Below are 21,874 nucleotides of genomic sequence, written 5' to 3'. Positions count from 1 at the left end.
GGCAGGTTACTTGTGCGCAGCTTTAACGCTAGGGGAGCAAGCGGAGAAAAGACTTCGACGCGGCTGATAGCGGAACGCCTCTTAACGTTGCGATGCCGATTCGCCGCTCGGGAATCGGCGGAGATAGCGGCACCTCGAAGAGCGCGCCGGCAGCGATCTCGTCCGCAACGTATTCGCGGATGACGAAGGCGAGGCCGAAGCCGCTACGTGCGAATTGCCCGAGCAAATCGAGGCTGCCCAGCTCGAATTCCGGCTCAAGCCGCACACCGTGCGCAGCCGCGTAGTCATCGATATACCGCCGCGTGCTGCCTCCCGGCTCCAGCATAAGCAGCGGGTAATCCATCAGCTCGCTAAGCGGCAGCGGCTGCCCGGAACCAGCCGCAGCGAACCGTTTGCCGCCGACGAGGCAGTCGTGAATCGCGGAGCTCTCGCGAAATTCGATTGCTTTGTCTGCGGCGGGCAGGTGGACGAGGCCGAAGTCGATTTTACCGTCCTTGAGCAGCGCAAGCGTCTCAGGCGTCGTTCTGTTCGTGACGTGAATGCGGATCGCCGGGTAGCGCTCATGAAATTGCTCCAAATAGGGCAGCAAAAAGTGTCTGCACAGCGTATCGCTTGCACCGATGTTGATCTCCCCGCTGTGCAGGTTGTGCATCTCCGCAATCGCCTTTTCGCCGCTCTCCATGAAGCTGAAGGCTTGTTCCACGTACCGGAACAGCACTTCGCCCTCCGCCGTAAGCTTAACACCCTTGGATGTCCGAAAAAATAACGGACCGCCAAGCTTCTCTTCCAATTGCTTGAGCGTGTGGCTTACCGCAGGCTGCGTGATGTGCAGACGCTCCGCCGCCCGGGACAGGCTCCCTGACCGGGCAGTCCAATAGAAGGTGCGGTACCACTCCATGTTAACGTCCATTTAGCATTACTTTCTTTTATATCAAGTATTAGTTATATCAATTTCTCTAATGCCTTATCTAGACATTATAATTAGCGATGTAATCAATAACAAGGCTGGGAGGCGAATACATTGACAGTAAAGGCAATTGTAGGCGCGAATTGGGGCGACGAGGGCAAAGGGAAGGTAACGGACGTGCTGGCGGCAACATCGGCTTATGTCGTGCGGTTTCAAGGGGGGAGCAACGCAGGCCATACGATCATTAACGACTATGGCAAGTTTGCTCTGCGGATGCTGCCATCGGGTGTGTTTTATCCGAAAGTGACGAATGTGATCGGTCCGGGAGCGGCGCTCGACATCGAGGTGCTGTTAGGCGAGCTGCAGGAGCTCGCATCCAGGGGAGTGCCGCAGCCGCAGCTGTGTGTTTCGGAGAGGGCGCAGGTCGTGCTGCCGGTTCATCGCCTGTTCGATGAGCTGGAAGAAGCGCGGCTTGGCGAGCGGAGCTTCGGTTCGACGAAGCGCGGTATTGCGCCATTTTATGCTGACAAGTATGCGAAGCTCGGCATTCAGGCCGCCGATTTGCTGGACGAGAAGAGGCTTCGGGACCGGCTCGATCACCTGCTTCCGGCCAAAAATACGCTGCTCCAGCATCTGTACGGTCGCCCCGCGATGTATGCAAGCGAGATGCTGGACCACCTTCTAGGGTTGGGCCAATCCATAGCGCCGTATCTGGGCAATACGACGGAGCTGCTACATTCGGCAATTCGGCGGGGGGAGCCGATTCTGCTGGAAGGGCAGCTTGGAGCGCTGCGCGATCCGGATCACGGGATTTATCCGTTCTCGACGTCTTCGTCAACGCTGGCCGGCTTCGCGCCTGTCGGAGCGGGCATTCCCGCGCATAGCATCACGGATGTGGTTGCAGTGGTCAAGGCGTACGCCAGCTGCGTTGGAGCAGGGCCCTTCGTGACCGAACTGCAGGGCGATGAGGCGGAAGAGCTGAGACGCCGGGGCGGGGACGCAGGCGAGTACGGCGTAGTGACAGGCCGCCCTAGACGCGTGGGCTGGTTCGATGCGGTAGCGACCCGGTATGGCTGCATGATTCAGGGGGCGACGGAGGCCGTGTTGACGAATCTCGATGTACTAGGGTATCTGGATGAGATCCCTGTTTGTATCGGTTACGAGCTGGAAGACGGCACGGTTGTCGATCGGTTCCCCGTAACCGCGAAGCTGGCCGGGGCGAAACCGGTTATCACGAGGCTGCCCGGATGGAATTGCGATATTACGCAAGCCCGGACGCTGGATGACCTGCCGGAAGCAGCCATTCGGTATATCGACTTCATCGAGTCGGCGGTCGGCGTCAAGTTCAAGACCGTTTCCGTTGGTCCAAGGCGCGATCAGATGATCGCCCGCGTGACCACCTAACATTGTGGAGCCGGCCACTGACGGGCTAGCAGCAGGAAACCTAGAACTCCATAGCGAAGATCTGGGAGAAGGTAAAAGCTGTTAATTCCCTACAGGACGGAAGGAGTGGCCCATGCAGCTGTATCATTTCAGTGAGGAAAGCGGAATTGAAGTTTTCATGCCGAGAGTGAAGGACAATCGCCGAGATATGCCTCCGGTCGTCTGGGCGATCGATGAGGAACATGCGTTTACGTTTTATTTTCCGAGAGATTGTCCGCGAATTGTGTACACCAGGAACGGGGGCATGTCCGCTGCGGATGAAAAGCAATTTTTCGGCCTAACTTCCTCCAATATTGTCGTGACGGTTGAAACCGGCTGGTATGAACGAATTCAACGCACAACACTTTATAGATACAGGATGCCGGAGGACACGTTTCAATTGTTCGATGCTTGTGCGGGCTATTATATTTCCCGGGAGACCGTCGTGCCGCTTGAAGTTGAGCCGATGACCCGGCTCCTGGACCGCCTCATGCAGCTGAACATCGATGTCAGATTTACACCGAATCTGCATCCGTTAAGGGATGCCATACTCGCCTCGTCGATTACAGACTTCGGCATTCATCGTTTCGGCAATGCGAAAGCGGTGAGCGGCGAATGAATGAGCAAAGCGCGCTGAATAAGAGAGCCTGGGAATATCGCGCCTATGAGTTTTGGACGAAACACCATGGTTCGCCGGAAGAGAAAGCGGCTGAGATCGTAAGGAACCCGCTTGCCTGCCTCAAAAAGCACCAAACCTATCTGGCCCATGCGGCGGGACGCAAGATTGCCAATCTGTGCGGTTCGAACGGCAGGAAGGCGGTTCCTCTCGCTTTGTTAGGTGCGGATGTCACCGTTTTCGATATATCGGAGGAAAACCGCCGATATGCCTTGGAGCTGGCCGCACATGCCGGCGCGTCGATCGATTATGTGGTCACGGATATTTATGAAATTGACCGGGAGAAGTATGGCGGGTATTTCGATATCCTATATTTAGAGGGCGGCATTCTGCATTATTTCCATAAGATCGGGACCTTCATGTCGATTCTGTACGCGCTGCTCCGAACGGGAGGCCAGCTGGTGCTCAGCGATTTCCATCCCTTGAGGCGGTGTCTTGGAGCTGCGGGGCCGGAGGAAGTGAAGTATTTCGATACGGAGCTGCGCCGTGGGGATCTCGCTTATAAAGGCTTCTTCGAGGAGGAGGAGCAGGAACAGTTTCCCCCTGTCATGCTTCGCTCGTTCACGCTCAGCGAAATTATCAATGCCGTTATAGAGGCGGGATTTGCGCTGGAGAGATTCGACGAGCATCGCGGATGGAACAAGGAGAATATCCCATGGGAGTTTACGATCGTGGCGGGGAAAAAGGCGGGGGCTGCGGAATAGGCGGAACTTACGCGAATTCTGCAATATGTTCCGTGGAAAATAAGAAAGATCAGCCAAATCTGTTGATTTAGCTGATCTTTTTGTTAGTCAGGAACCTGTGTATCCTGGAACGGTAATCGTGGCGGAACGGTAGCCGACGTCGGAGCCATGCGTAACTCTGAAAATGACCGTTACGTACTGGGTAGTTGCACCTAGTGTAATAGCGCCGCTTGGCGATATTTTCAGCACATCGTTGCTGCTATCGATAGCGACTGTATAGCCGGATGGAACTGCCGGCATGGCCAATTGCTGCTGCCCTGCGGCAGGCTGTGGGATTTCCATTGTGTGAGCTATTTGCTGTGCCGTGTATTCCAAGCTGAAATTCAGGAAAAACGGAGCCGCGTTCGTGTCGACGGTGAACGACTGCGGCGCATATTGGCCGGATCGGGAGGCAGTCAGCGTGTAGGTTCCGAAGCTCAGATCTTTAAACCGGTAGAAGCCGCTGCCATCTGTATATGTCGTAGCCGTTGACGCTCCGCTTAGTTGAACCGATGCCATAATCACCGTCTGATTGTCAAACGATCTTACGAAGCCGAAAATATCGCCATAATCGACCTGCCTCACGTTCGTCCAGCTCAAGGAGGACGCCGCAGGCAATGTGGCTTGAACGAACCGGTCCGTGCCGCTGACGATGCTGACCGGACGGGACGGGCTGACGATTTCTCGAGGCTGTGTACCGGCGATCGATTGGTAAACATAAATGGTGCTGACTGTCGGATCGAGCAGGGCTGCGTTCAGTCTGTCCAGATCGCCGACGAATGCAATCTGGTTATTCGGTTCATCCAGCCTCTCCGAAATCAGGTACGAGTACGTCGAATAGCTTCGCCGAACGGGGCCGGCGTAGCCCCCGAGGTCGACGTTAAAGCGATCGACATTCACGCCGGCGGCATATGCAAGATCGTGATCCGTACGGACGGGAGTGTCGCTTACCGTTAGGAAGTACCGGTTGTGGACGTCGGTTGGACTCGAAGCCATGAGTGTCATGGCAGCATCCATATACCCCTGCTTACTCATATGCCAAGTGAAGGTCATCCCCTTGACGGCGTTCGAGAAGGAGAATGTGCCGTCAGCTGCCGAGGTCGTCGTCGTAACGAGATTGCCGTTAGCCGTCACCATCGTAATCTGCGCATCGGCCAGCGGGGTGTAATGGGAATCATAGGCAATGCCTGTGACGGTCACATATTGAGCCCCTATGATCGTGCTCGTGTCATTGGCGCCTTCCTGCACATTTACACCGAAGGCGGTGAAGCCCAGCGGCGAGCTGGCATAGAAGCTGCGCTGGCCGACAGGCACATTCGCCATGCTGAAGCGTCCCTGGCTGTCCGTGACGGTAGAAGTCGGCGGTTCCGATACGGAGGATCCGATGCCTAATGTCACGGTGACGCCGGACATAGGAATCATGTCAGCGTTGTAGACGGTGCCCGTCACAGTGCCTGTAGGCAAGGTCACTTGAAGGGGGGCTCTCAATGAGGTCGTTTGCCCGGCCAATACGGCGAAAGGGGCCGACTCCGCGCCATAGACGGCCGATGTAACGACATTGCCTGTGGATGCGGCGACGTCCGTGATCGTATAACGCCCCTCCGTATCGGTATATGCGGAAGTAGTCGTTCCATTCAGAGCGACGGCTAATTGGGCGAGCGGAAGGCCGGTTTGATCGACCGCGAGACCTGTGACGGTGCCGGTAGTGACAGCGTGCTCCGTGCTGACAGGCGAGACCTGCGCGAGCATCGCAGATACATCCCACCGGTTGTTGAGTCCGTCCTGGTTCACGTCGGCAAGGCCGTTGGTTTGGATATGTTTCACGAGATCGTCTATGTGAATTCCGTTGCTATCCGTATCGAATGGCGCTTGAGCCTGCACGACTGAGCCGCTAGTGCCGAAGAGTAAAGTCAATACGACGAGCCGGCGCGTTAAAAGTTTCAACAATTTCACGTCCTCTTTTGGTAATAATGGCATTTGACAAATTGATCAACCTACACATGTTTCGCCATAAACCGACAAATTCCTGTTCGGCCGTAGGACGTAAATCTAATTTCCCGGAAATTCGGGAAGATCGGGAAGTCCGGGAAGTCTGGGAGGTGCGGGAAGTGCGGGAAGTGCGGAAAGTCTGGGGTGATCGGATGACCTGCTGACTGGTAACCGGCGACCGGTGAAAGGTGACCGAACGAACGGTATTTTGAGAAAAAAAGAAGCCCGTGTTCTTTCACTGACACTATGTTGTCACTGTACCTACCTTATAATGAAGATAAGTAAGATCGATGAAAGGGAGCGATACGGATGCTGCAAGGTGCACAAGAAGTAAGAAAGATGTACGATTTCCATGTTTGGGCGAACCAGACGATGTTGACACACCTGAGGAAGCTTGGTGAAGACATTTACAGGCAAGAGGTTCAAAGCGTCTTTCGAACGGTGGCCCAAGCGATGGCGCACATCTATATCGTGGATGCAGGCTGGCTGGATATGATGAGCGGCAAAAGCATGCATGAAGCGATGGCCGATTCCCGCGTGCTGACGCCCGAAGTGGAGTCGAAGACCATGCAAGAGATCGAGGTCATGTATGCGGAATTGGCGGATCGGTTCCAAGCATTTCTGAGAAGCCAAGAGGACTTGGGACGGACGATTGTGCTTGATAATCCGTATGCGGGCGTGCGGGATACGAGTTTGGCCGAGATGATTCTGCAAGTGGTCAATCATGGCACTTATCACCGCGGGAACGTAACGGCGATGCTGCGGCAGATGGGCCATGCTTCCGTGATGACGGAGTATGCGCTGTTCTGGTATGCGGGGTAGATAGCGAAGCCGCGATATCCAACGGAATTTCCGCTAGAAGCGGAAATGTATGCGATAATTCGAATAGAATCATCCGATTCGCCGCCGGAAGCGGGAATGTATATGATAATTCGAATAGAATCACCCGATTTCCCGCCACAAGGGGAATTGTATATGATAATCCGAATACACTCACACGAGTATTCACAAGAAACAGCCGAGGCGCTAGCCTCGGTTATTTCCTGTTGGCGGGGGGAAGGCCGCCTAACCAAAAATCGTATCCCTTTATCCATAATTAATGGATGTGAGATCGGTGCAGATGTATTACAATATGGTACATATTTCAATATTTAAGCGCTTACTCGGCACGCAATGTAGAAGGTGGTGGATTCGCCCGCATGAAGCACCGTTTGGTCCTCCAATATATTAATCAGCATTTTAAAGTGAAATTAATTTTGACTTTGTCAGTGATTATCATTGTGTGTTCCGTGGTGACCGGGTATGTGTCCTACCGTGTTTATTTGAATTTGTTCGAAAGCGAGATCAGCAAACAATATCAGAGTACAAGCGAGCAAACGATGGAGCAGATCGGCTTCAAAATCCAGGATATGTACCGGATTACGGACTTTATCTTCTTCCATCCGCTCGTGGAGCAGATAGTCCAAGCCATGAACGCGGAGCCCGCGGAAGGGGAGAGTATGGCGTACCGAAGGTTCGTGCTGGAGCGGGATTTGGCGGATATTTTGCTTCCCTTGAAAAACGAGACGCCGCAAATACGCGCGCTGTACATTGTCGACCTGCAGGGCAACAACAATTATTTCAGCCACACCAATGCTTCGATGCAGGTGACTTTTCCGGAATTTTATAAGGCGGTCAAAAAGGGAATGAACAACAATACGGCGGAAATCGTCTGGCAGCGGATGTACATCCCGGATACTTCGGATCCGTCGGGCTCGAAGAGCAATCTTGTCGCCGCGCGCGTGCTGAAATCAACGAAGCAGCAAGCGGTGTATGGGATGCTGATCATGGTTATCGACGAGTCCTTCCTCGCAAGCACGCTCGAACCGCTCATGAAAGGCCATACCTCCGGAGCTTATATATTCGATCAATATCAGCGTCTTCTCTACAGCAGAGAGCCTGAAGGGCGATCCGGGTTCGTGCCGGAATGGGGGAACCGGGAGAAGACCTTCATCGAGCGTGACGGAGGGGACGACTATTTGTTCGTGAAAAGTGTCTACGAAGCCCGGTCCTTTACGCTGGTGAGCGGCATATCCCTGGCCGATATCGAAGATAAAGGGCGGATCGTGTACCAAGTGGCGCTCATCTCCGGCCTTGTCAGCGTCTTGCTGATGGCGCTCAGCGTATCGTTCTTCAGCGGCAGGCTGCTTCAGCCGCTGCATAGGCTCGTACAAGCGATGCAGCAGCTGCGTAAGGGCAATTTGCAGGTGGAGATTGCCAAGACCTCCAACGATGAGTTTGCTTTTCTGGCAGAGAGCTTTAATAGCATGGTCGCGAACATTCAATCGTTAATTCAGGAGGTATATATCAGCAAGCTGAGCGAGAAGGAAGCCGAGCTGAAGGCGCTGCAAGCCCAGCTTAATCCTCATTTTCTATACAATGCGCTCAATTCGATCTATTGGAAAATTATTCTGCTCTATGACGATGCGGAAACGGCTTCGCTTGTCACCTCCTTATCCGAGCTGCTGCGCTATTCGTTAGCTTCGGTTTCCACGCCGAGCACGCTGCAGGACGAGTTGGCCCAAATCCGCAACTATATCACGATTCAGGAAGCGAGGCATGGCGAAGGGTTGTCGGTAAGTATCGAAGCGGAGGAAGGGCTGGCGGGCTGCCGCATGCAGCGGCTTCTGCTTCAGCCTCTGGTGGAGAATGTGTTCGTTCATGCTTTTCGGGACCAGCCGGACAACAAGTTATTATGGATTCGGGCATACCGGCGGGGGGAGGATGTGTGTATCGAAATCGAGGATAACGGCTGCGGTATTGGGCCGGTAGCGATACAGAGCATTGCAGCCGTCCAGTCCGTCTATGACCCGGGCAGAGAGCGGGAGAGCATTGGGATCCGCAATGTCATCCGGCGCATCGATCTCGTGCACGGCGAGCCGTACCGTTTGGACGTAGAGCGTCTGGAACAGGGGACGTTGATGCGTTTGAGTTTGCCTTATGAAGCTGGTTATGCCCCTATAGGAGGTGCTGATGTTGAATCAGTTGCTGCTGGTTGAAGACGAGCCGTTATTTCGCAAAGGATTGGCCAAAATGATCGCCGATTCCGGGACGAACTGGCAAGTATGCGGGGAAGCGGAGAACGGCCTGGAAGCCGAGAGCTTGATTGCGGGATGTCAGCCTGATCTGGTCATCACGGATATTCGTATGCCGCTGATGGACGGCTTGGAGCTGCTCAAGCGGATGAAGGTCCGATTCCCGGATATAACGTTCGTCGTGATTACAGGCTATCAGGATTTCCAGTATGCCCAAACCGCGCTGCGTTACGGGGCTTTCGACCTGCTGATTAAGCCATGCAGCAAACAGGATATTTATGACGTCCTGGACAAAGTGGAGATCGCCCTACAGGAGCGGCATGCCAAGTTAAGGCAGAAGGAGAACGAGCATCAGCTGTTACTCGAAAATACGCTAAGGGGAATGTTCCTCAGGTTCCCGTACAGGTTCGAGGTGGCGGCGGAGCTGGAACATGCATGGATCGGCACGAGGCTGTACGTCTTATCCGTCACGGATTTCTATCCGGCGCACAAACAGTATCATAAGCGGGATGTGCCAGTGCTGCAGTTTGCGATGCTGAACATCATCAGCGAGGTGCTGGACGCCCACGGCGTTGCCGGCAAACTCCTGCTGATCGAATACGGGCGCTTTGCGCTGCTGCTGCCGCAGGCGGTGGATGGGCTGCATGTCGGTCAAGCCGCCTCTGCGACGGTCCAGCGTCTGCTCGGCATTGCGATCTCTCCGCAGCCGGCCGGCACGGTTATGAGCCTGAACCGATTGGCCGACTTATATGAGGCTGCGGTGGCCGGGAACGGGCTGCCGGCGGAGCCGGAGCAGGAGCCGTCTAACGGTCCTGCTGGGGAATACGGGATCAACCGCGTTCGCCAGCAGCTGGTCTCTAACCAAATCGCAGCTTATATCGCTGCCGGACAGATAGAGCTATTGAAGCAGTATTTGGAGATGAGGCTGCTGGACGTGCAGGGAATGCCGCCGGAAACGGGCAAAATCGAAGCGTTGTCGCTGAGCTTCGCCCTGCAGGATACGGCCCGCAAGCAGTTCGAAGGCGAGCATGAGCCCTATCTGCTGACGGAGCGCATCGGGAAGCTCCACAGCCTCTCCTCCGGAGACGAAGTGTACGCCTGGGTTCGACAGGAGCTGGAGCTGTTCTTGGGCAGCTTCTTGAAGTGGCAGGACAAGTACAGCGAGACTGCCGTCAAGAAGGCGGCCCGGTACATGGAGGAGCATTATGCGGAGCCGCTGCCTCTGCAGTTGGTCGCCTCGCAGGTTCATTTGAACGCGACGTACTTCAGCCATTTGTTCAAAAAGGAAACGGGGCGGAGCTTCGTCGATTATCTGATCGAACTCCGTATGGAGAAGGCGAAGCAGCTGCTGGCCAATACCGATCTGAAAATTACGGAAATATCCGGCATGATCGGCTATGATTTGCCGAACTACTTCGCGAAGCTGTTCAAACAAACGACCGGTCTGACGCCGAAGGATTACCGAAAGCAGATGCAAGGAACCACGACCTAAAAATAATCTCTGTTTCCCCATAAATTGTGAATGTTAGCGCTTTCTCCACTCCTTACAATAAGAGCATAAGGTGCTTCAGGATGCCCGAAGCGAAAAGGAGATGATAGCGTACTCTTGTGAGCAGAAAGGTGGAAACCGCATGCCAGCTCGATGGCAACGATTATTCCTGCTACTGTCGCTCTCTGCATGTCTGCTGGCCCTGGCTGCGGGCTGCTCCGGCCGGCCTCCCGGCCAAGCGCCGGAGACGCCTGCGGGGAAACGCCCCCACATTACCGTCTCCATCTACGACCGGGGTAATATTACGTCCGGCGAGGGGACGATCGACAATAATATCATGACGCGCTGGATTAACGAAGCGGGGCCTGTCGACGTGAAGTTCGTCCCGGTGCCAAGGACGCAATCCGAGCAGAAGCTCGCCACCTTGTTCGCCGGCGGCGGGGCGCCGGATCTTATCTTGGAGTATGCGCCGCAGATCAAGAATCCGCTCATCGACCAGAAGCTGCTGCGTCCGATCGATGACATGATCGAAGCTTACAGTACCGAGTATAAGGCGCTTCTGCAGAAATATCCGGCTCTGAGGAAGGCGGGGACGGGAGCCGACGGCAAGCTGTATCAATTCGGCCGCATCAACGAAACGATTCCGCAGCGCGGATTGTTTATCCGGATGGATTGGCTCCGGAAGCTGCATCTGGACATTCCGACCACGACGGAGGAGATGGTTCAGGTAGCGAAGGCGTTCACCGAGCAGGACCCGGACGGCAACGGGCGGGACGACACGTATGGAATGGCTCTGTCCTATAATGCCGGCGCCAGCGTGGACGAGATGTTCGGCATCACGTATCCCGGCTTCATCGTGCATGACAACGAGCTGATCCATGGGTGGGACAATATTGCGGCGGCAACGGCTTTTAAGAAGCAGCTGTACGGCGCTGGTTCGGTGGATAAGGATTATTTGAGCGACAAAACGGGCTCGAAGGCAAAGCAGGATTTCATCTCCGGCAAAATCGGCATCTACATGGATCAATTTAATGTTCCGGTCACCTTTTACAATGATTATTACGTCAAATTGAAAAAAAACGCCCCCAGCGCAGAGCTTGCGGTTATCCCCTACCCGAAGACGCCGGTCGGCCGGTTTAACCCGATCTTCGTGAATCCGGTGCAAATGACGGCCGTGGTGAATACAGAAACGAAGAACCCGGAGGCGGTTATGAAATATGTTGACTTTGCTTCCTCCGAGACGTTCATGAAAACGATGTATTACGGCTTCGAAGGCGTGCACAGCCGAACATTGCCCGGGCAATGCCCGCAAGTGACCGATTTGAGCCGCTGGCAGCGGGAGTTCAATTACGCATCCGGCGATTTTGCGATGCTGACCTCCCCGACCTTGGCGGGTAAATGTTATTTCGGCACGGAGAAGCTGGATCCGAACGATCCGCTGCAGCAGCAGGTGAAGACCATGTTCGAGCTGAATTCGTCTTATGTGAACTTCGACCTTCCGGTTGCGGGCCCGACCCACTCGGAGCAAATGCCGCAGCTGCCGAAGGAGCTTCAGGCCATTATGACGAACACGACAAGGCATGTCGGCGTAGGCGAAGGCGATATATGGATTAAGTCGATTGTGACGCCGGGCTACAGTCCGGAGCAGGCGAGACAAGATGCGATTGCTGCCTGGGAGAAGGCCGGAGGCCAACAGGTGGACGACTGGTATCGAAGCTTTTATGCGAAGAACAAGGACAGCATCATTTTAACGAAAGATATTTATGACATTTTCCGGGAGCAGCGCGCGATTCAGCACAAGTAAGCTAGCCGAGTCGTTAGACATCCCAGTCAGGCGGTGGTACACAGTATGGCATCTTTATTGGCCAAAAACATGAAACTTACGCTGCGTTATATCAATAAGAAAAAGTATCTATATCTGCTTCTGATCCCATGCGTCATCTATTTCCTGATCTTCAATTACGTTCCGATGTACGGCATCATCATTGCATTTAAAGACTTCAATTTTTCCAAAGGAATCCTGGGAAGCCCGTGGGTCGGCCTGGACAACTTCAAGTATATGTTCGGGCTAAGCGATTTCTATACGGTGTTCTGGAACTCCCTATATTTAAGCTTCCTGAGGCTTGTGTTCGGATTCCCGTTTCCGATCCTCCTCGCTCTGCTGCTGAATGAAATGCGCAACCGCACCTACCAGAGGGTGACGCAGACGATCATTTACTTGCCGCATTTCATCTCCTGGGTCGTGATTGGCGGCATTCTGGTTAATTTCCTGTCGCCTTCCTGGGGAATTGTCAACATATTCATCAAGCAGCTCGGCTTCGAGCCGATCTTCTTTCTCGCCGACACCAACTACTTCCGACCGTTGGTTATTCTCAGCAGCATCTGGAAAGAGTCCGGCTGGGAGAGCATTCTATACCTTGCCGCGATGGTCGGCATTAATACGGAGCTGTACGAGGCTGCCAGCATTGACGGGGCGGGCCGGCTGCAGAAAATCCGCTATGTCACGCTGCCGGGCATCAAGTCGACCATTGTCATCCTGCTCATTTTGCGGCTGGGGCACATTATGGGGAACGGCTTCGAGCAGATCTTCGTGCTCCAAAATCCTTTGAATCTGGGCGTTTCCGAGGTGTTCGAAACCTATGTGTACCGCGTGGGCTTGCTCGGCGGCAGGTTCTCGTTCGGGACGACGGTGGGGCTGTTCACGTCCGTGATCGGTTTAATCTTCCTGCTGGTCAGCAACCAGATCGCCAAATGGATGAAGGAGGACGGGATATGGTAAAAGGAGGTGGTCCGAGTGGTTATCCGTTCGTTTGGCGATAAAATTTTCGACGCTCTGAATTATACAATCGTCACCTTGTTTGCTCTGGCTTGTTTATTCCCATTTTTTTATGTAGCCTCCTTCTCCATCACACCTTATTCGGAATATCTCGAGAACCCGCTCAAGCTCATTCCCAATCAAATCGAGCTTTCCGCCTATAAGCAGATTTTGCAGATGCCTTTGATGTGGACGGGGTACAAAAACACACTCATCATCACGATTGTCGGCGTAGCGCTGAATATTACCCTACTAATCATATCGGCATACCCGCTTTCGAAGAAGGACCTCAAGGGCCGAAATGTCATCATGGTTCTGATCACGTTCACGATGTTTTTCAACGGCGGGTTGATTCCGAATTTTTATTTGATCAAAACTTTGGATATATACAACACGCTGTGGGCTATGATTTTGCCCGGTGCCCTGGGGGCTTACAATCTGATTTTGATGAAAAACTTTGTAAGCGCTATCCCGGCGAGTTTGGAGGAGTCCGCTTTCATGGATGGGGCCAATGAGCTGAAGGTGCTGTTCCGCATCATCGTACCGTTGTCCAAGCCGGCGATTGCCACCTTCGTCATTTTCCATGCCGTTACGCAGTGGAATACATTTTTCTCGGCGATCATTTACACCTCCAAGCGGGGCTTGTGGCCGCTTATGCTCATATTGCGAGAAATGGTTGTGGACGACGGCGGGATTGCCAAAGATGCGATGGACATGAACAATACCGGGGTGACGGTGTTCACGATTAAGATGGCGATCATCATCTTCGCGACGCTGCCGATCCTACTGGTGTATCCGTTTATGCAGAAATATTTCATGAAGGGCGTTCTCGTGGGCTCGATCAAAGGGTAATCGGTTTCGGTTCGGTTTCGGTTAAATCTGCACAGTCCCGCAGTTTTAATACAAGCTTTCATACAAAGGAGATGTTGAATTTGAAACGGTCCGTCAAAAACATTGCAAGCAGTTTGGTTTGTGTTGGATTGCTGTCTTCACTCGTCGTCGCCTGCTCCAATTCCAATGAGCCGGCCAGCGGCACAGCGACTTCGGCTCCGGGCGGCAGCTCGGCCGCACCGGCGGCAACGAAAGCGGCGGCGCCTACCACGATCCGGATGTTCAACAGGGTGAACGCGCAAGTCGTCATCGACAACAACCCGGTTATTGCCGAAGCGGAGAAGCTGGCGAATGTCAAATTGTCCGTAGAAGCGCCGCCTATCAACAACTATGTCGATAAGCTTCAGGTACTGATGGCCTCGGGAGATTTGCCAGACCTCATTTATAACTGGGGCGGCGCCGATGCCAACCTGGAGAAATGGGCGAAGGACGGCTTGCTTACTCCGCTCGACGACCAAATTGCCAAGTATCCGAATTTAACGAAAAATATCTCCAAAGAAATGTGGGACGCAGTCAAATCGATTAACGACGGAAAAACCTATCTCATTCCGAGAACGAATGTGCTCAATCATTGGGGATATATTATCAATCAGCAATGGCTGAACAAGCTGAACCTGAAGGCTCCGACTACCTTGGATGAGTTTACCAACGTTTGCAAAGCATTTACCGCGAACGATCCGGACGGCAACGGGAAAGCGGACACGTACTGCTTAAGCATGTCCAATCCGGCGCTGGGCAGCAATACTGTCTGGAACTCCACCTTCTTCTTGGCTTCCGCGTTCAATCTGCCGATCATCAATGGCGTCAAGGACACCGACGGCACCTATAAAATCAGGGAGAAGATGTCGGGTTATATTCCTTACCTAACGTATATAAAGAAATTAAACGATGAGAAACTCATCGATCCCGAGTTCTTGATTAACAAAATTTATGTGGATCAAGAGAAACAGAACCAGAACCGCGTCGGTATCATTTATGGTCACCAGTATGCGGTGATGGCGAACTTATCGAAGGATAAAGAATCGGATAAAAAATATTCGTATCAACCGGTGCTGAAAGACAGCAAAGGCGTCGCCACCGATTTGGTATCACCGGCGATGTGGGGCGGCTGGATGATTCCGAAGTCGACCAAAAACGCGGATGCCGTGCTGAAATTCTTGGATTGGGGAAATACGACGGAAGCGAATGCGCTCTTCCAGCTCGGACTGAAAGGCGTGACGTTCGACAATTACGATCCGGCGACCAAAAATATCTCTCGTACCGCCGATCAAGCGACGAAGCTTGCCGCTGTCACGAGCACGTACATGACGCTGGCCAACGCCATTGACGGCAACGGTGCGATCATTGAAGGCGCCGATACGCCTGAACGTTTGAATACGTATAAATCGCAACTGGATGCAGCATTGAAGCAAGTGACCGTCGTTAACGTGCCTGCGGTTCGTTCTCCGAAAATTTTGAACCTTAACAGCACGATCCCGGATTTGGTGAAAAAGAAAGACGATCAGGAACTGAAATTCATCATGGGCCAAATTACGGAGGCGCAGTTCAAAGACTTCCTGTCCAAAGAATGGTACCCGGCAACCGCGGATGCCGAGAAGGAATATGTTGACTACATGAATAAGCTGGGGAAATAAATGAATGGGCCTAAGGTGGCGTTCCCTTAGGCTTTTTTTAGCTTGTCTGTCGGCGGACGAGTGGTAGGAGTGGCGGGGGGAGGCAGTGTAACGAGTAGTGTAGCTGGCAGGGCGGCAAGCAGGGGGCAGGCGGGTTAATGGCAGGGAGGCCATAAGTGGGGTAAGAAGTAGGTAACAAGTAGAGTAGCAAGCGGGGGAACAGGTAGGGTAAAAAGTAGGGTATCAAGCAGGGTAACAGGTAGAGTAAATAGTAGAGTAACAAGTGAGGTAAAGAAGTAGAGTGATAAGTACAGTAGCAAGCAGAGCAAAAGGTTGGGTAACGAGTACGGTAACAAGGGGGCAACAAGTAGAGTAACAGGGTAACAAGCATGGCAGCAGGTAGGGTAACAAGTACGGGGTAGAGTAAAAAGTATGGTATCAAGCTGGATAAGTGGGGGAAGAAGTAGAGTAACAAGTACAGTAGCAAGCAGAGCAAAAGGTTGGGTAACGAGTACGGTAACAAGGGGGCAACAAGTAGAGTAACAGGGTAACAAGTACGGGGTAGAGTAAAAAGTATGGTATCAAGCTGGATAAGTGGGGGAAGAAGTAGAGTAACAAGTACAGTAGCAAGCAGAGCAACATGTAGAGTAAAAAGTACAGCAACAAGCGGGGCAAAAAATGACGTGTCCCTATTGGGGTACGGGTGGACCACGAGCGGGAAGACCAGCAGGGCAGCCTGGTAACTGGAAATACTCCCGTTAATTATGGCTAATTGGCTGGCTGCAGTCGCTTTAGCTGGATTTACTCCTGTTAATCCAGCTCACTTCGCGGCTCCCAAGGGGAAATGGGCGAAATTAACTGGAGGAATTCCAGTTAACTGTGCCCAACCCCTTAGGCGGAAAGAAATTAACGGGAGGAATTCCCGTTAAGGTTCCATAGTCTCAGATAAGCTGCCGAACGTCTGCTTCATGAGTGGGCCATCCAGCCGGATAGAGAGTTCAGTTCTTCGAGCGGCACCCGGCTGGGCTACCCAGCCGAACGCCAGCACGTTGCTTTACCCCCATATAGAAAAAGCTGCCCCCTTTCTTGAATTTCTATCATGTCGAACAAGGTTCATGTGCACTATAATAAAATAGGTAGAGTCTGTATTTTCGCAACAGGAAGGGTGCATGAAACCGCCTATGAATACATTGTGGCCGTTGTTGTCCCGCATGTTTCATTCGTTCTCGCTGAAGCAAAGAATATGGTTGACGTTCGTTGTGCTCATCACATTGGGACTCATGGCAACCGGGAGCATCGCCTATTTGATCGCTTCCAAAGAGATTGGGCAGAGGACGCTGCAATCAAGTCAAGATACGGTGAATCAGTCCTCGCAGATCGTGAACGAGAGGCTGAAAAATATCGGCATCGCCGTCAGAGCGCTGATGTTTAACGATGCCTTCAAGCAATTGATGAAGGATGTGGAGAGCCGGGACAAGAGCACCTACTACAAGTCGCTGACGGCTTTGCAGAATGTGTTCTCTCAAGTGAAATTCAATGAATCCATGATCGAGAGCATCTTGATCGCGACGCCGATCGGAGATTTTTATCCGACCTCCTACGTGAGGAATACGGCGAACTCCTTCTATGACTCGGAGATGTACGAGCATTTCAAGCAGCTGAAGCGGGGCTTTTGGAGCAAGGGGCATGTCGATCGGTTTTTTACCGGAAATCAGAAGGTCATCTCTCTCGTCGTTGAAGGCGTAGGCGATTATTCCTTCATGGGGTATGAGCCGACCGGCGTGTACGTCGTGGTGAATGTGAAGGAAGAGGCGCTGCGCGAGCTGTATATGGCCAATTTGTCCAAATCGAATAAAAGGTACGCGTTCATTGATGCCGGAGGCGAATCTGTGATCTACGGTGATCAGCCCGAGGAAGGAAGCTTCATTCAGGATGCTGCCTTTATGGCTCAATTCAGCGGAGAGATGAAAGGGTCGTTTTATTATAAGGATAGCGGCAAAGATTTCCTGGTGAATTATTCGCGTCTGGAGGCGAAGGACGATTGGATGATGGTGTCCATTCAGGCGAAGGACGATTTGCTCGCGAAGCTGAACAATATTAAGAAAGTGACGACCTACGCGATTCTTGGCTTCATCGTTCTCTCCCTGTTCATTGCGAACAATTTGACGCAGCTGCTGCTGAAGCCGCTTTACCGTTTGCAGAAGCTGATGAAGAGGGTAGAGGATAACGATCTGACGGTACGCTTCGAGAGTGCTTATCAAGACGAAGTGTCGCAGGTCGGGTTCCGGTTTAACCGGATGCTGGACGAAATTCAGCAGTTGATCGAAGACGTGAAGAACCGGGAGCGGGACAAAAGAAAGGCGGAAATCAAGGCGTTATCGGCGCAGATGGACCCGCATTTTTTCTATAATACGTTGAATACGATTTATTGCAAATCGGTGTTGGGCGAAAACGAGGACGTCAATGAAATGATTTTGGCATTGTCTCAGATGTTTCAGTTAAGTTTGAGCGGAGGCCGGGATCTCATCACACTGGCCGATGAATTGGACTATGTCCAGCAGTACTTGGCGATCCAGCAACGATCGTATGAGCGCTTGTTCGAATGCCGCATGGAGGTCGATGAAGAGCTGCTTACTTGTCTTGTGCCGAAAATTATTATTCAACCGCTTGTCGAGAACAGCATTTTGCACGGGTTCAAGGATATGACCGCCGGCGGGGAGATTGCTCTGACGATCCGGCTGGATGGGGATTGGCTGCATATTTTGGCGGAAGACAACGGGCATGGGCTTGTTCCGGAGAAGCTGCTGCAGAGCATGACGCACCCGGCTGCTTCGAAGCACGGCTATGCGCTGCGCAATATATTTACGCGATTGCAGCTATATTATGGGGACCGGCAGCGGATGGAGATTACGAATACGGAGAAGGGCGGAGCTCGTATTGAGCTGTGGCTGCCCTGCTATGGAAGCGAGGAGGAGTTTCATGAGCCGGCTGGTTAAGCTGTGTGTGGTGGATGACATTCGCAGTGTCGTCGAGATGATTGCAACCAAAATTCCGTGGGCGGACCATGGGATTGAAGTCGTCGGCAGCGCGACGAACGGCGAGGAAGGGCTTGCGATGATCCGCGAGAGCCGTCCGGACATCATTCTGACCGATATTCGCATGCCGAAAATGGATGGTTTGGAGATGACCCGCCGTATTCTGGAGCTGCTGCCCGGCAGCAAGGTCGTCATACTCAGCGCGTATACGGATTTTGATTATGCGCAGAAGGCGATTCAGTACGGCGCGCTGGACTATGTGAAGAAGCCGTTTTCCATCGATCAGATTGTGGCAGCGGTGGTCAAAGCCAAAGAGGTGTGGGAGCAGGAGAACCTGAACCGCAGCCATGTTCTGGCCTTGGAGCAGAAAATGAAAGAAAGCATGCCCGCGCTGCGTCAGGAATACTTGTCGCTGCTTGTGCATCACCAGATGAACGAAGCCGAGCTGGCGAAGCTGACGAGCTTTCTGGACATTCATGCCCTGAAACCGCCCATGGTCGTGCTGACGATCCAGATCGACCAGTTTACGGACAAATATGCTGAGGTTCCCGTGAAGGAGCTGGAGCTCGCGCGATTCTCCCTGCAAAATATCGTAGAGGAAACCATCGCTTCCTATACGTCGGCGGTGGTTTTCCGGGAAGCGTTCAACCGGTATATTTGCATTCTGAATATGGGGGATAGCGAGCTTCCGATGACGATTGCGGATCAATGCTGCGCCAATATCGCAAGGCATACGAAGTTCACGATCTCCATCGGCATCGGCCTCGCAGCGGGGAAGGTGCAGGAGCTGCCCAAGAGCTATCAGCAGTCGCTTAGCGCGCTCTCTTATCATTTCTATACGGGAGGGAACGGGGCTTTCAGCTATAAAGCGGAGACCTCCGACCTTCCGGTTGAATGGATTTATACCGAGGAAAGCGAGAACGAGTTCATGTTCGCGTTCCGCTCCGGCAATCAGGATAAATGTATGGCCTGGATTCAGCATATTTTCGCCGAAATGGGAAGGGCGGCCGCCCGGCCGCAGCCGGGGATGGTGGAGCGATTGCTGCAAGGACTGGCGCTGCGCATGCTGCGCGTGCTTTCGGAGAAATTCCCGCGTGCTTCCTTGGCGGAGTTCGAGGCGGGCATGCAGGCGATCCGAAGCGACGGCGGCGCGGATTGGCAGGAGTATCAAGAGTGGTTCGTCCATCTCTGCGCGACCGGCGGCCGGATGATTCATCAGGAGCGCGCCAGCGAGTCGCAGAAAATCATTTACCGTTCGATGGACTATATCAAAGCGAATCTGCATCAGGATTTGACGCTGGAACATTGCGCCAAACAGGTGAATTTAAGCTGGGGATACTATTCCAATTTGTTCAAGAAGGTGACAGGCACGCCATTCCAGCAGTTCGTCACACAGGCGAAAATAGAACGGGCGAAGGCGATGCTCATCGAGGATTATCAGGTGCAAGAAATTGCACAGGGGCTTGGGTATGAGCACAGGCGCTATTTCAGCGAAGTATTCAAGAAGCAGACCGGCATGACGCCGACGGAATTTAAGGAAACGGCTCTGGGCAAGCCTTCTCCGTGAGGAGGGCTTGCCTTTTGTTTTAGGAGGGGCTGTTCAGCCTTATGGGAGGTCCTCTCCCGATGCAAATATAGAAAAACCTGCCCTCGTTCACGAGTCCACCACATTATCAGAGGATACGAATTCTTTTAGTATAAGAAGTGTAAAGAGAAAGCACAATCGCAGCTAGCGCTGCGGGTTCGCAAACCAAAGGGAGGATTACAACATGGTAAAAAGATTAGGGACGGTCACGTTAAGCGTACTGCTTGCAAGCAGTCTGGCGGCATGCAGCTCCGGCAACAATGCCGCAACTACCCCGGCAGCTTCCGGCAAACCGGCGGAAGGAGCCGCCAGCGCAGCGCCTGCGAAGAAAGATAAAACGAAGCTACAATATTGGACGGGCGACCGCCACGATATGGATTATATCAAAAGCGTTGTTCAGAAATTCAACGAAACGAACACCGATAACATCGAGGTCGAAATGGTCGTTAAAACGGAGGATTTCAACCAAGCGATCGACCTGGCCTTCGCTTCCGGACAAGCACCGGATGTTATGCGCGTGAAGGAAAATACGATCCAGCCATTCGCGCAAAAAGGCTATCTGAAGCCGATCGATTCGTATCTAACCGACGATATGAAGAAGAAATTCCCGATCATCGACGACTTTAACCGCATCGACGGCAAAATGTACAGCCTTCCGAACTACGGTTCCACGCTGCGCCTCGTGTATAACAAAGAGCTTTTCGCGAAGGCCGGCATTACCGCTCCTCCGAAAACTTTGAAAGAAATGGTCGAGGATGCGAAGAAAATAACGGCAGTCGGCAAAGCTTCCGGCTCCTACGGCTTCGCCCTTAATTTCAAGAGCCCGGAAAGCGCGCTTGGCCGTTCGGCCCGCGTGATCGCGGAAGCAAGCGGATTCGGCGGGTTCGGTTACGATTTTAAAACCGCCAAGTTCGATTTCACGGGTTACAAAGATATCATTCAATCGTTCAAGCAAATGGTGGACGACGGCAGCACGCTGCCAGGCATGGAATCGCTGGATATCGACCCGCTGCGCGCGCAGTTCGCAGAAGGCAAAATCGGCATGTACATCTCCTTCTCCTCGGAGCCGGGCGTATATGCGAATCAATTCCCGGCCAAAATCGAGTGGGCCGCGGCACCGGTACCGACGATCGACGGAACGGTCAAGGGCGCAAGCTCCTTCTTGGGCGGCCAATGGCTCTCTATCTCCAATACGACCAAAAACGCCGACCAAGCATGGAAATTCATGCAGTTCATGTATGCCGACGAGGTGTTGAAAACGTACCATGAGAAAGGCTTCGGCTTATCAATGGTGCCGTCGATCTCCTCTGTTGCCAAAAAACCGGAAATCAAAGGCATCGAGGGCTTCCTGCCGACCGGCAACGACGGCACTTGGCCGCTGCAGCCTACGGTTACGGTGGAAGGGATGAAATACAACGATGCGTTCTTCAAATATATGATCAGCGGCGGGAACCTGGATCAAATTACGCAAGATTTGAACAAACGCTACAACGAAGCGCTCGATAAAGCTGTGGCCAAAGGCACTGTGAAAGTACAGCCGAATCCGAACTTCGATCCAATGAAATTGATGGCGAAGTAAACCGCATAGCCGGAATTGCCGCGAGGGTGGAGTGATGAGCTCCACTCTCGCTCTCTAATGACAGAGATAACAGGAGG

General features: G+C 53.0%; 15 protein-coding genes. 13 read left to right on the top strand and 2 right to left on the bottom strand.

All coding sequences use genetic code 11. From position 1 onward, the window contains the following. Positions 1-28 precede the first annotated feature (28 nt). Positions 29-910 carry a LysR family transcriptional regulator gene (locus J2X61_RS01320; RefSeq protein WP_310185225.1) on the bottom strand — a complete coding sequence of 294 codons (882 nt, stop codon included), beginning with the start codon at positions 908-910 and terminating at the stop codon, positions 29-31. 111 nt (positions 911-1,021) lie between these two features. Here J2X61_RS01320 and J2X61_RS01315 point away from each other — a divergent pair, with 111 nt between their 5' ends. From J2X61_RS01315 to J2X61_RS01305, 3 genes are all read left to right on the top strand, one after another. After that, positions 1,022-2,311, top strand: a complete 1,290-nt coding sequence (locus J2X61_RS01315; protein WP_310185223.1) for an adenylosuccinate synthase — start codon at positions 1,022-1,024, stop codon at positions 2,309-2,311. A 112-nt stretch (positions 2,312-2,423) separates the two neighbouring features. Beyond that, positions 2,424-2,948 (top strand): DUF6886 family protein, encoded by a 525-nt coding sequence (locus J2X61_RS01310; protein WP_274466706.1) that lies wholly within the window; start codon positions 2,424-2,426, stop codon positions 2,946-2,948. Beyond that, positions 2,945-3,709 carry a class I SAM-dependent methyltransferase gene (locus tag J2X61_RS01305; RefSeq protein ID WP_310185221.1) on the top strand — a complete coding sequence of 255 codons (765 nt, stop codon included), beginning with the start codon at positions 2,945-2,947 and terminating at the stop codon, positions 3,707-3,709. The genes J2X61_RS01310 and J2X61_RS01305 overlap by 4 nt, the downstream gene beginning before the upstream one ends. An 87-nt stretch (positions 3,710-3,796) precedes the next feature. Here the strand turns inward: J2X61_RS01305 and J2X61_RS01300 are convergent, their stop codons facing one another. Further along, a complete protein-coding gene (locus J2X61_RS01300; protein ID WP_310185219.1) occupies positions 3,797-5,674 on the bottom strand; it encodes a carboxypeptidase regulatory-like domain-containing protein in 1,878 nt (625 codons plus the stop codon). Positions 5,675-6,025: 351 nt separating this feature from the next. Here J2X61_RS01300 and J2X61_RS01295 point away from each other — a divergent pair, with 351 nt between their 5' ends. The 10 genes from J2X61_RS01295 to J2X61_RS01250 all read left to right on the top strand — a co-directional run bounded on the left by J2X61_RS01295 (position 6,026) and on the right by J2X61_RS01250 (position 21,797). Further along, entirely contained in the window at positions 6,026-6,538 is a 513-nt protein-coding gene (locus J2X61_RS01295) for a DinB family protein (protein WP_274466703.1), read from the top strand. Between the two features lie 377 nt (positions 6,539-6,915). After that, positions 6,916-8,754 (top strand): cache domain-containing sensor histidine kinase, encoded by a 1,839-nt coding sequence (locus J2X61_RS01290; protein ID WP_310185216.1) that lies wholly within the window; start codon positions 6,916-6,918, stop codon positions 8,752-8,754. Continuing rightward, positions 8,729-10,282 (top strand): response regulator transcription factor, encoded by a 1,554-nt coding sequence (locus J2X61_RS01285; protein ID WP_310185213.1) that lies wholly within the window; start codon positions 8,729-8,731, stop codon positions 10,280-10,282. Before J2X61_RS01290 ends, J2X61_RS01285 begins: the two co-directional genes overlap by 26 nt. A 139-nt stretch (positions 10,283-10,421) precedes the next feature. After that, a complete protein-coding gene (locus J2X61_RS01280; RefSeq protein WP_310185212.1) occupies positions 10,422-12,083 on the top strand; it encodes an extracellular solute-binding protein in 1,662 nt (553 codons plus the stop codon). 45 nt (positions 12,084-12,128) lie between these two features. After that, positions 12,129-13,058 (top strand): ABC transporter permease, encoded by a 930-nt coding sequence (locus tag J2X61_RS01275; protein ID WP_274466699.1) that lies wholly within the window; start codon positions 12,129-12,131, stop codon positions 13,056-13,058. Between the two features lie 15 nt (positions 13,059-13,073). Continuing rightward, positions 13,074-13,946 (top strand): carbohydrate ABC transporter permease, encoded by an 873-nt coding sequence (locus tag J2X61_RS01270; RefSeq protein WP_310185209.1) that lies wholly within the window; start codon positions 13,074-13,076, stop codon positions 13,944-13,946. Positions 13,947-14,026: 80 nt separating this feature from the next. Then, a complete protein-coding gene (locus J2X61_RS01265) occupies positions 14,027-15,619 on the top strand; it encodes an extracellular solute-binding protein (RefSeq protein ID WP_310185207.1) in 1,593 nt (530 codons plus the stop codon). Positions 15,620-16,779: 1,160 nt separating this feature from the next. Continuing rightward, a complete protein-coding gene (locus tag J2X61_RS01260; RefSeq protein WP_310185205.1) occupies positions 16,780-18,594 on the top strand; it encodes a sensor histidine kinase in 1,815 nt (604 codons plus the stop codon). Continuing rightward, positions 18,578-20,200, top strand: a complete 1,623-nt coding sequence (locus tag J2X61_RS01255; protein ID WP_310185203.1) for a response regulator — start codon at positions 18,578-18,580, stop codon at positions 20,198-20,200. Before J2X61_RS01260 ends, J2X61_RS01255 begins: the two co-directional genes overlap by 17 nt. 202 nt (positions 20,201-20,402) lie before the next feature. Then, positions 20,403-21,797 (top strand): ABC transporter substrate-binding protein, encoded by a 1,395-nt coding sequence (locus J2X61_RS01250; protein WP_310185200.1) that lies wholly within the window; start codon positions 20,403-20,405, stop codon positions 21,795-21,797. Positions 21,798-21,874 lie beyond the last annotated feature (77 nt).

Source organism: Bacillus sp. 3255, assembly GCF_031456485.1.
In the GTDB taxonomy this organism is placed as follows: domain Bacteria; phylum Bacillota; class Bacilli; order Paenibacillales; family NBRC-103111; genus Paenibacillus_E.
This window is presented reverse-complemented; position numbering and strand designations above follow the sequence as displayed.

What these genes read in the sequence shown, in the direction of transcription:
- J2X61_RS01260 (WP_310185205.1), top strand. Translation starts at nt 16,780, where the DNA reads ATGAATACATTGTGGCCGTTGTTGTCCCGCATGTTTCATTCGTTCTCG.
- J2X61_RS01320 (WP_310185225.1), bottom strand. Translation starts at nt 910, where the DNA reads ATGGACGTTAACATGGAGTGGTACCGCACCTTCTATTGGACTGCCCGG.
- J2X61_RS01255 (WP_310185203.1), top strand. Translation starts at nt 18,578, where the DNA reads ATGAGCCGGCTGGTTAAGCTGTGTGTGGTGGATGACATTCGCAGTGTC.
- J2X61_RS01275 (WP_274466699.1), top strand. Translation starts at nt 12,129, where the DNA reads ATGGCATCTTTATTGGCCAAAAACATGAAACTTACGCTGCGTTATATC.
- J2X61_RS01310 (WP_274466706.1), top strand. Translation starts at nt 2,424, where the DNA reads ATGCAGCTGTATCATTTCAGTGAGGAAAGCGGAATTGAAGTTTTCATG.
- J2X61_RS01285 (WP_310185213.1), top strand. Translation starts at nt 8,729, where the DNA reads ATGTTGAATCAGTTGCTGCTGGTTGAAGACGAGCCGTTATTTCGCAAA.
- J2X61_RS01290 (WP_310185216.1), top strand. Translation starts at nt 6,916, where the DNA reads ATGAAGCACCGTTTGGTCCTCCAATATATTAATCAGCATTTTAAAGTG.
- J2X61_RS01295 (WP_274466703.1), top strand. Translation starts at nt 6,026, where the DNA reads ATGCTGCAAGGTGCACAAGAAGTAAGAAAGATGTACGATTTCCATGTT.
- J2X61_RS01280 (WP_310185212.1), top strand. Translation starts at nt 10,422, where the DNA reads ATGCCAGCTCGATGGCAACGATTATTCCTGCTACTGTCGCTCTCTGCA.
- J2X61_RS01250 (WP_310185200.1), top strand. Translation starts at nt 20,403, where the DNA reads ATGGTAAAAAGATTAGGGACGGTCACGTTAAGCGTACTGCTTGCAAGC.
- J2X61_RS01305 (WP_310185221.1), top strand. Translation starts at nt 2,945, where the DNA reads ATGAATGAGCAAAGCGCGCTGAATAAGAGAGCCTGGGAATATCGCGCC.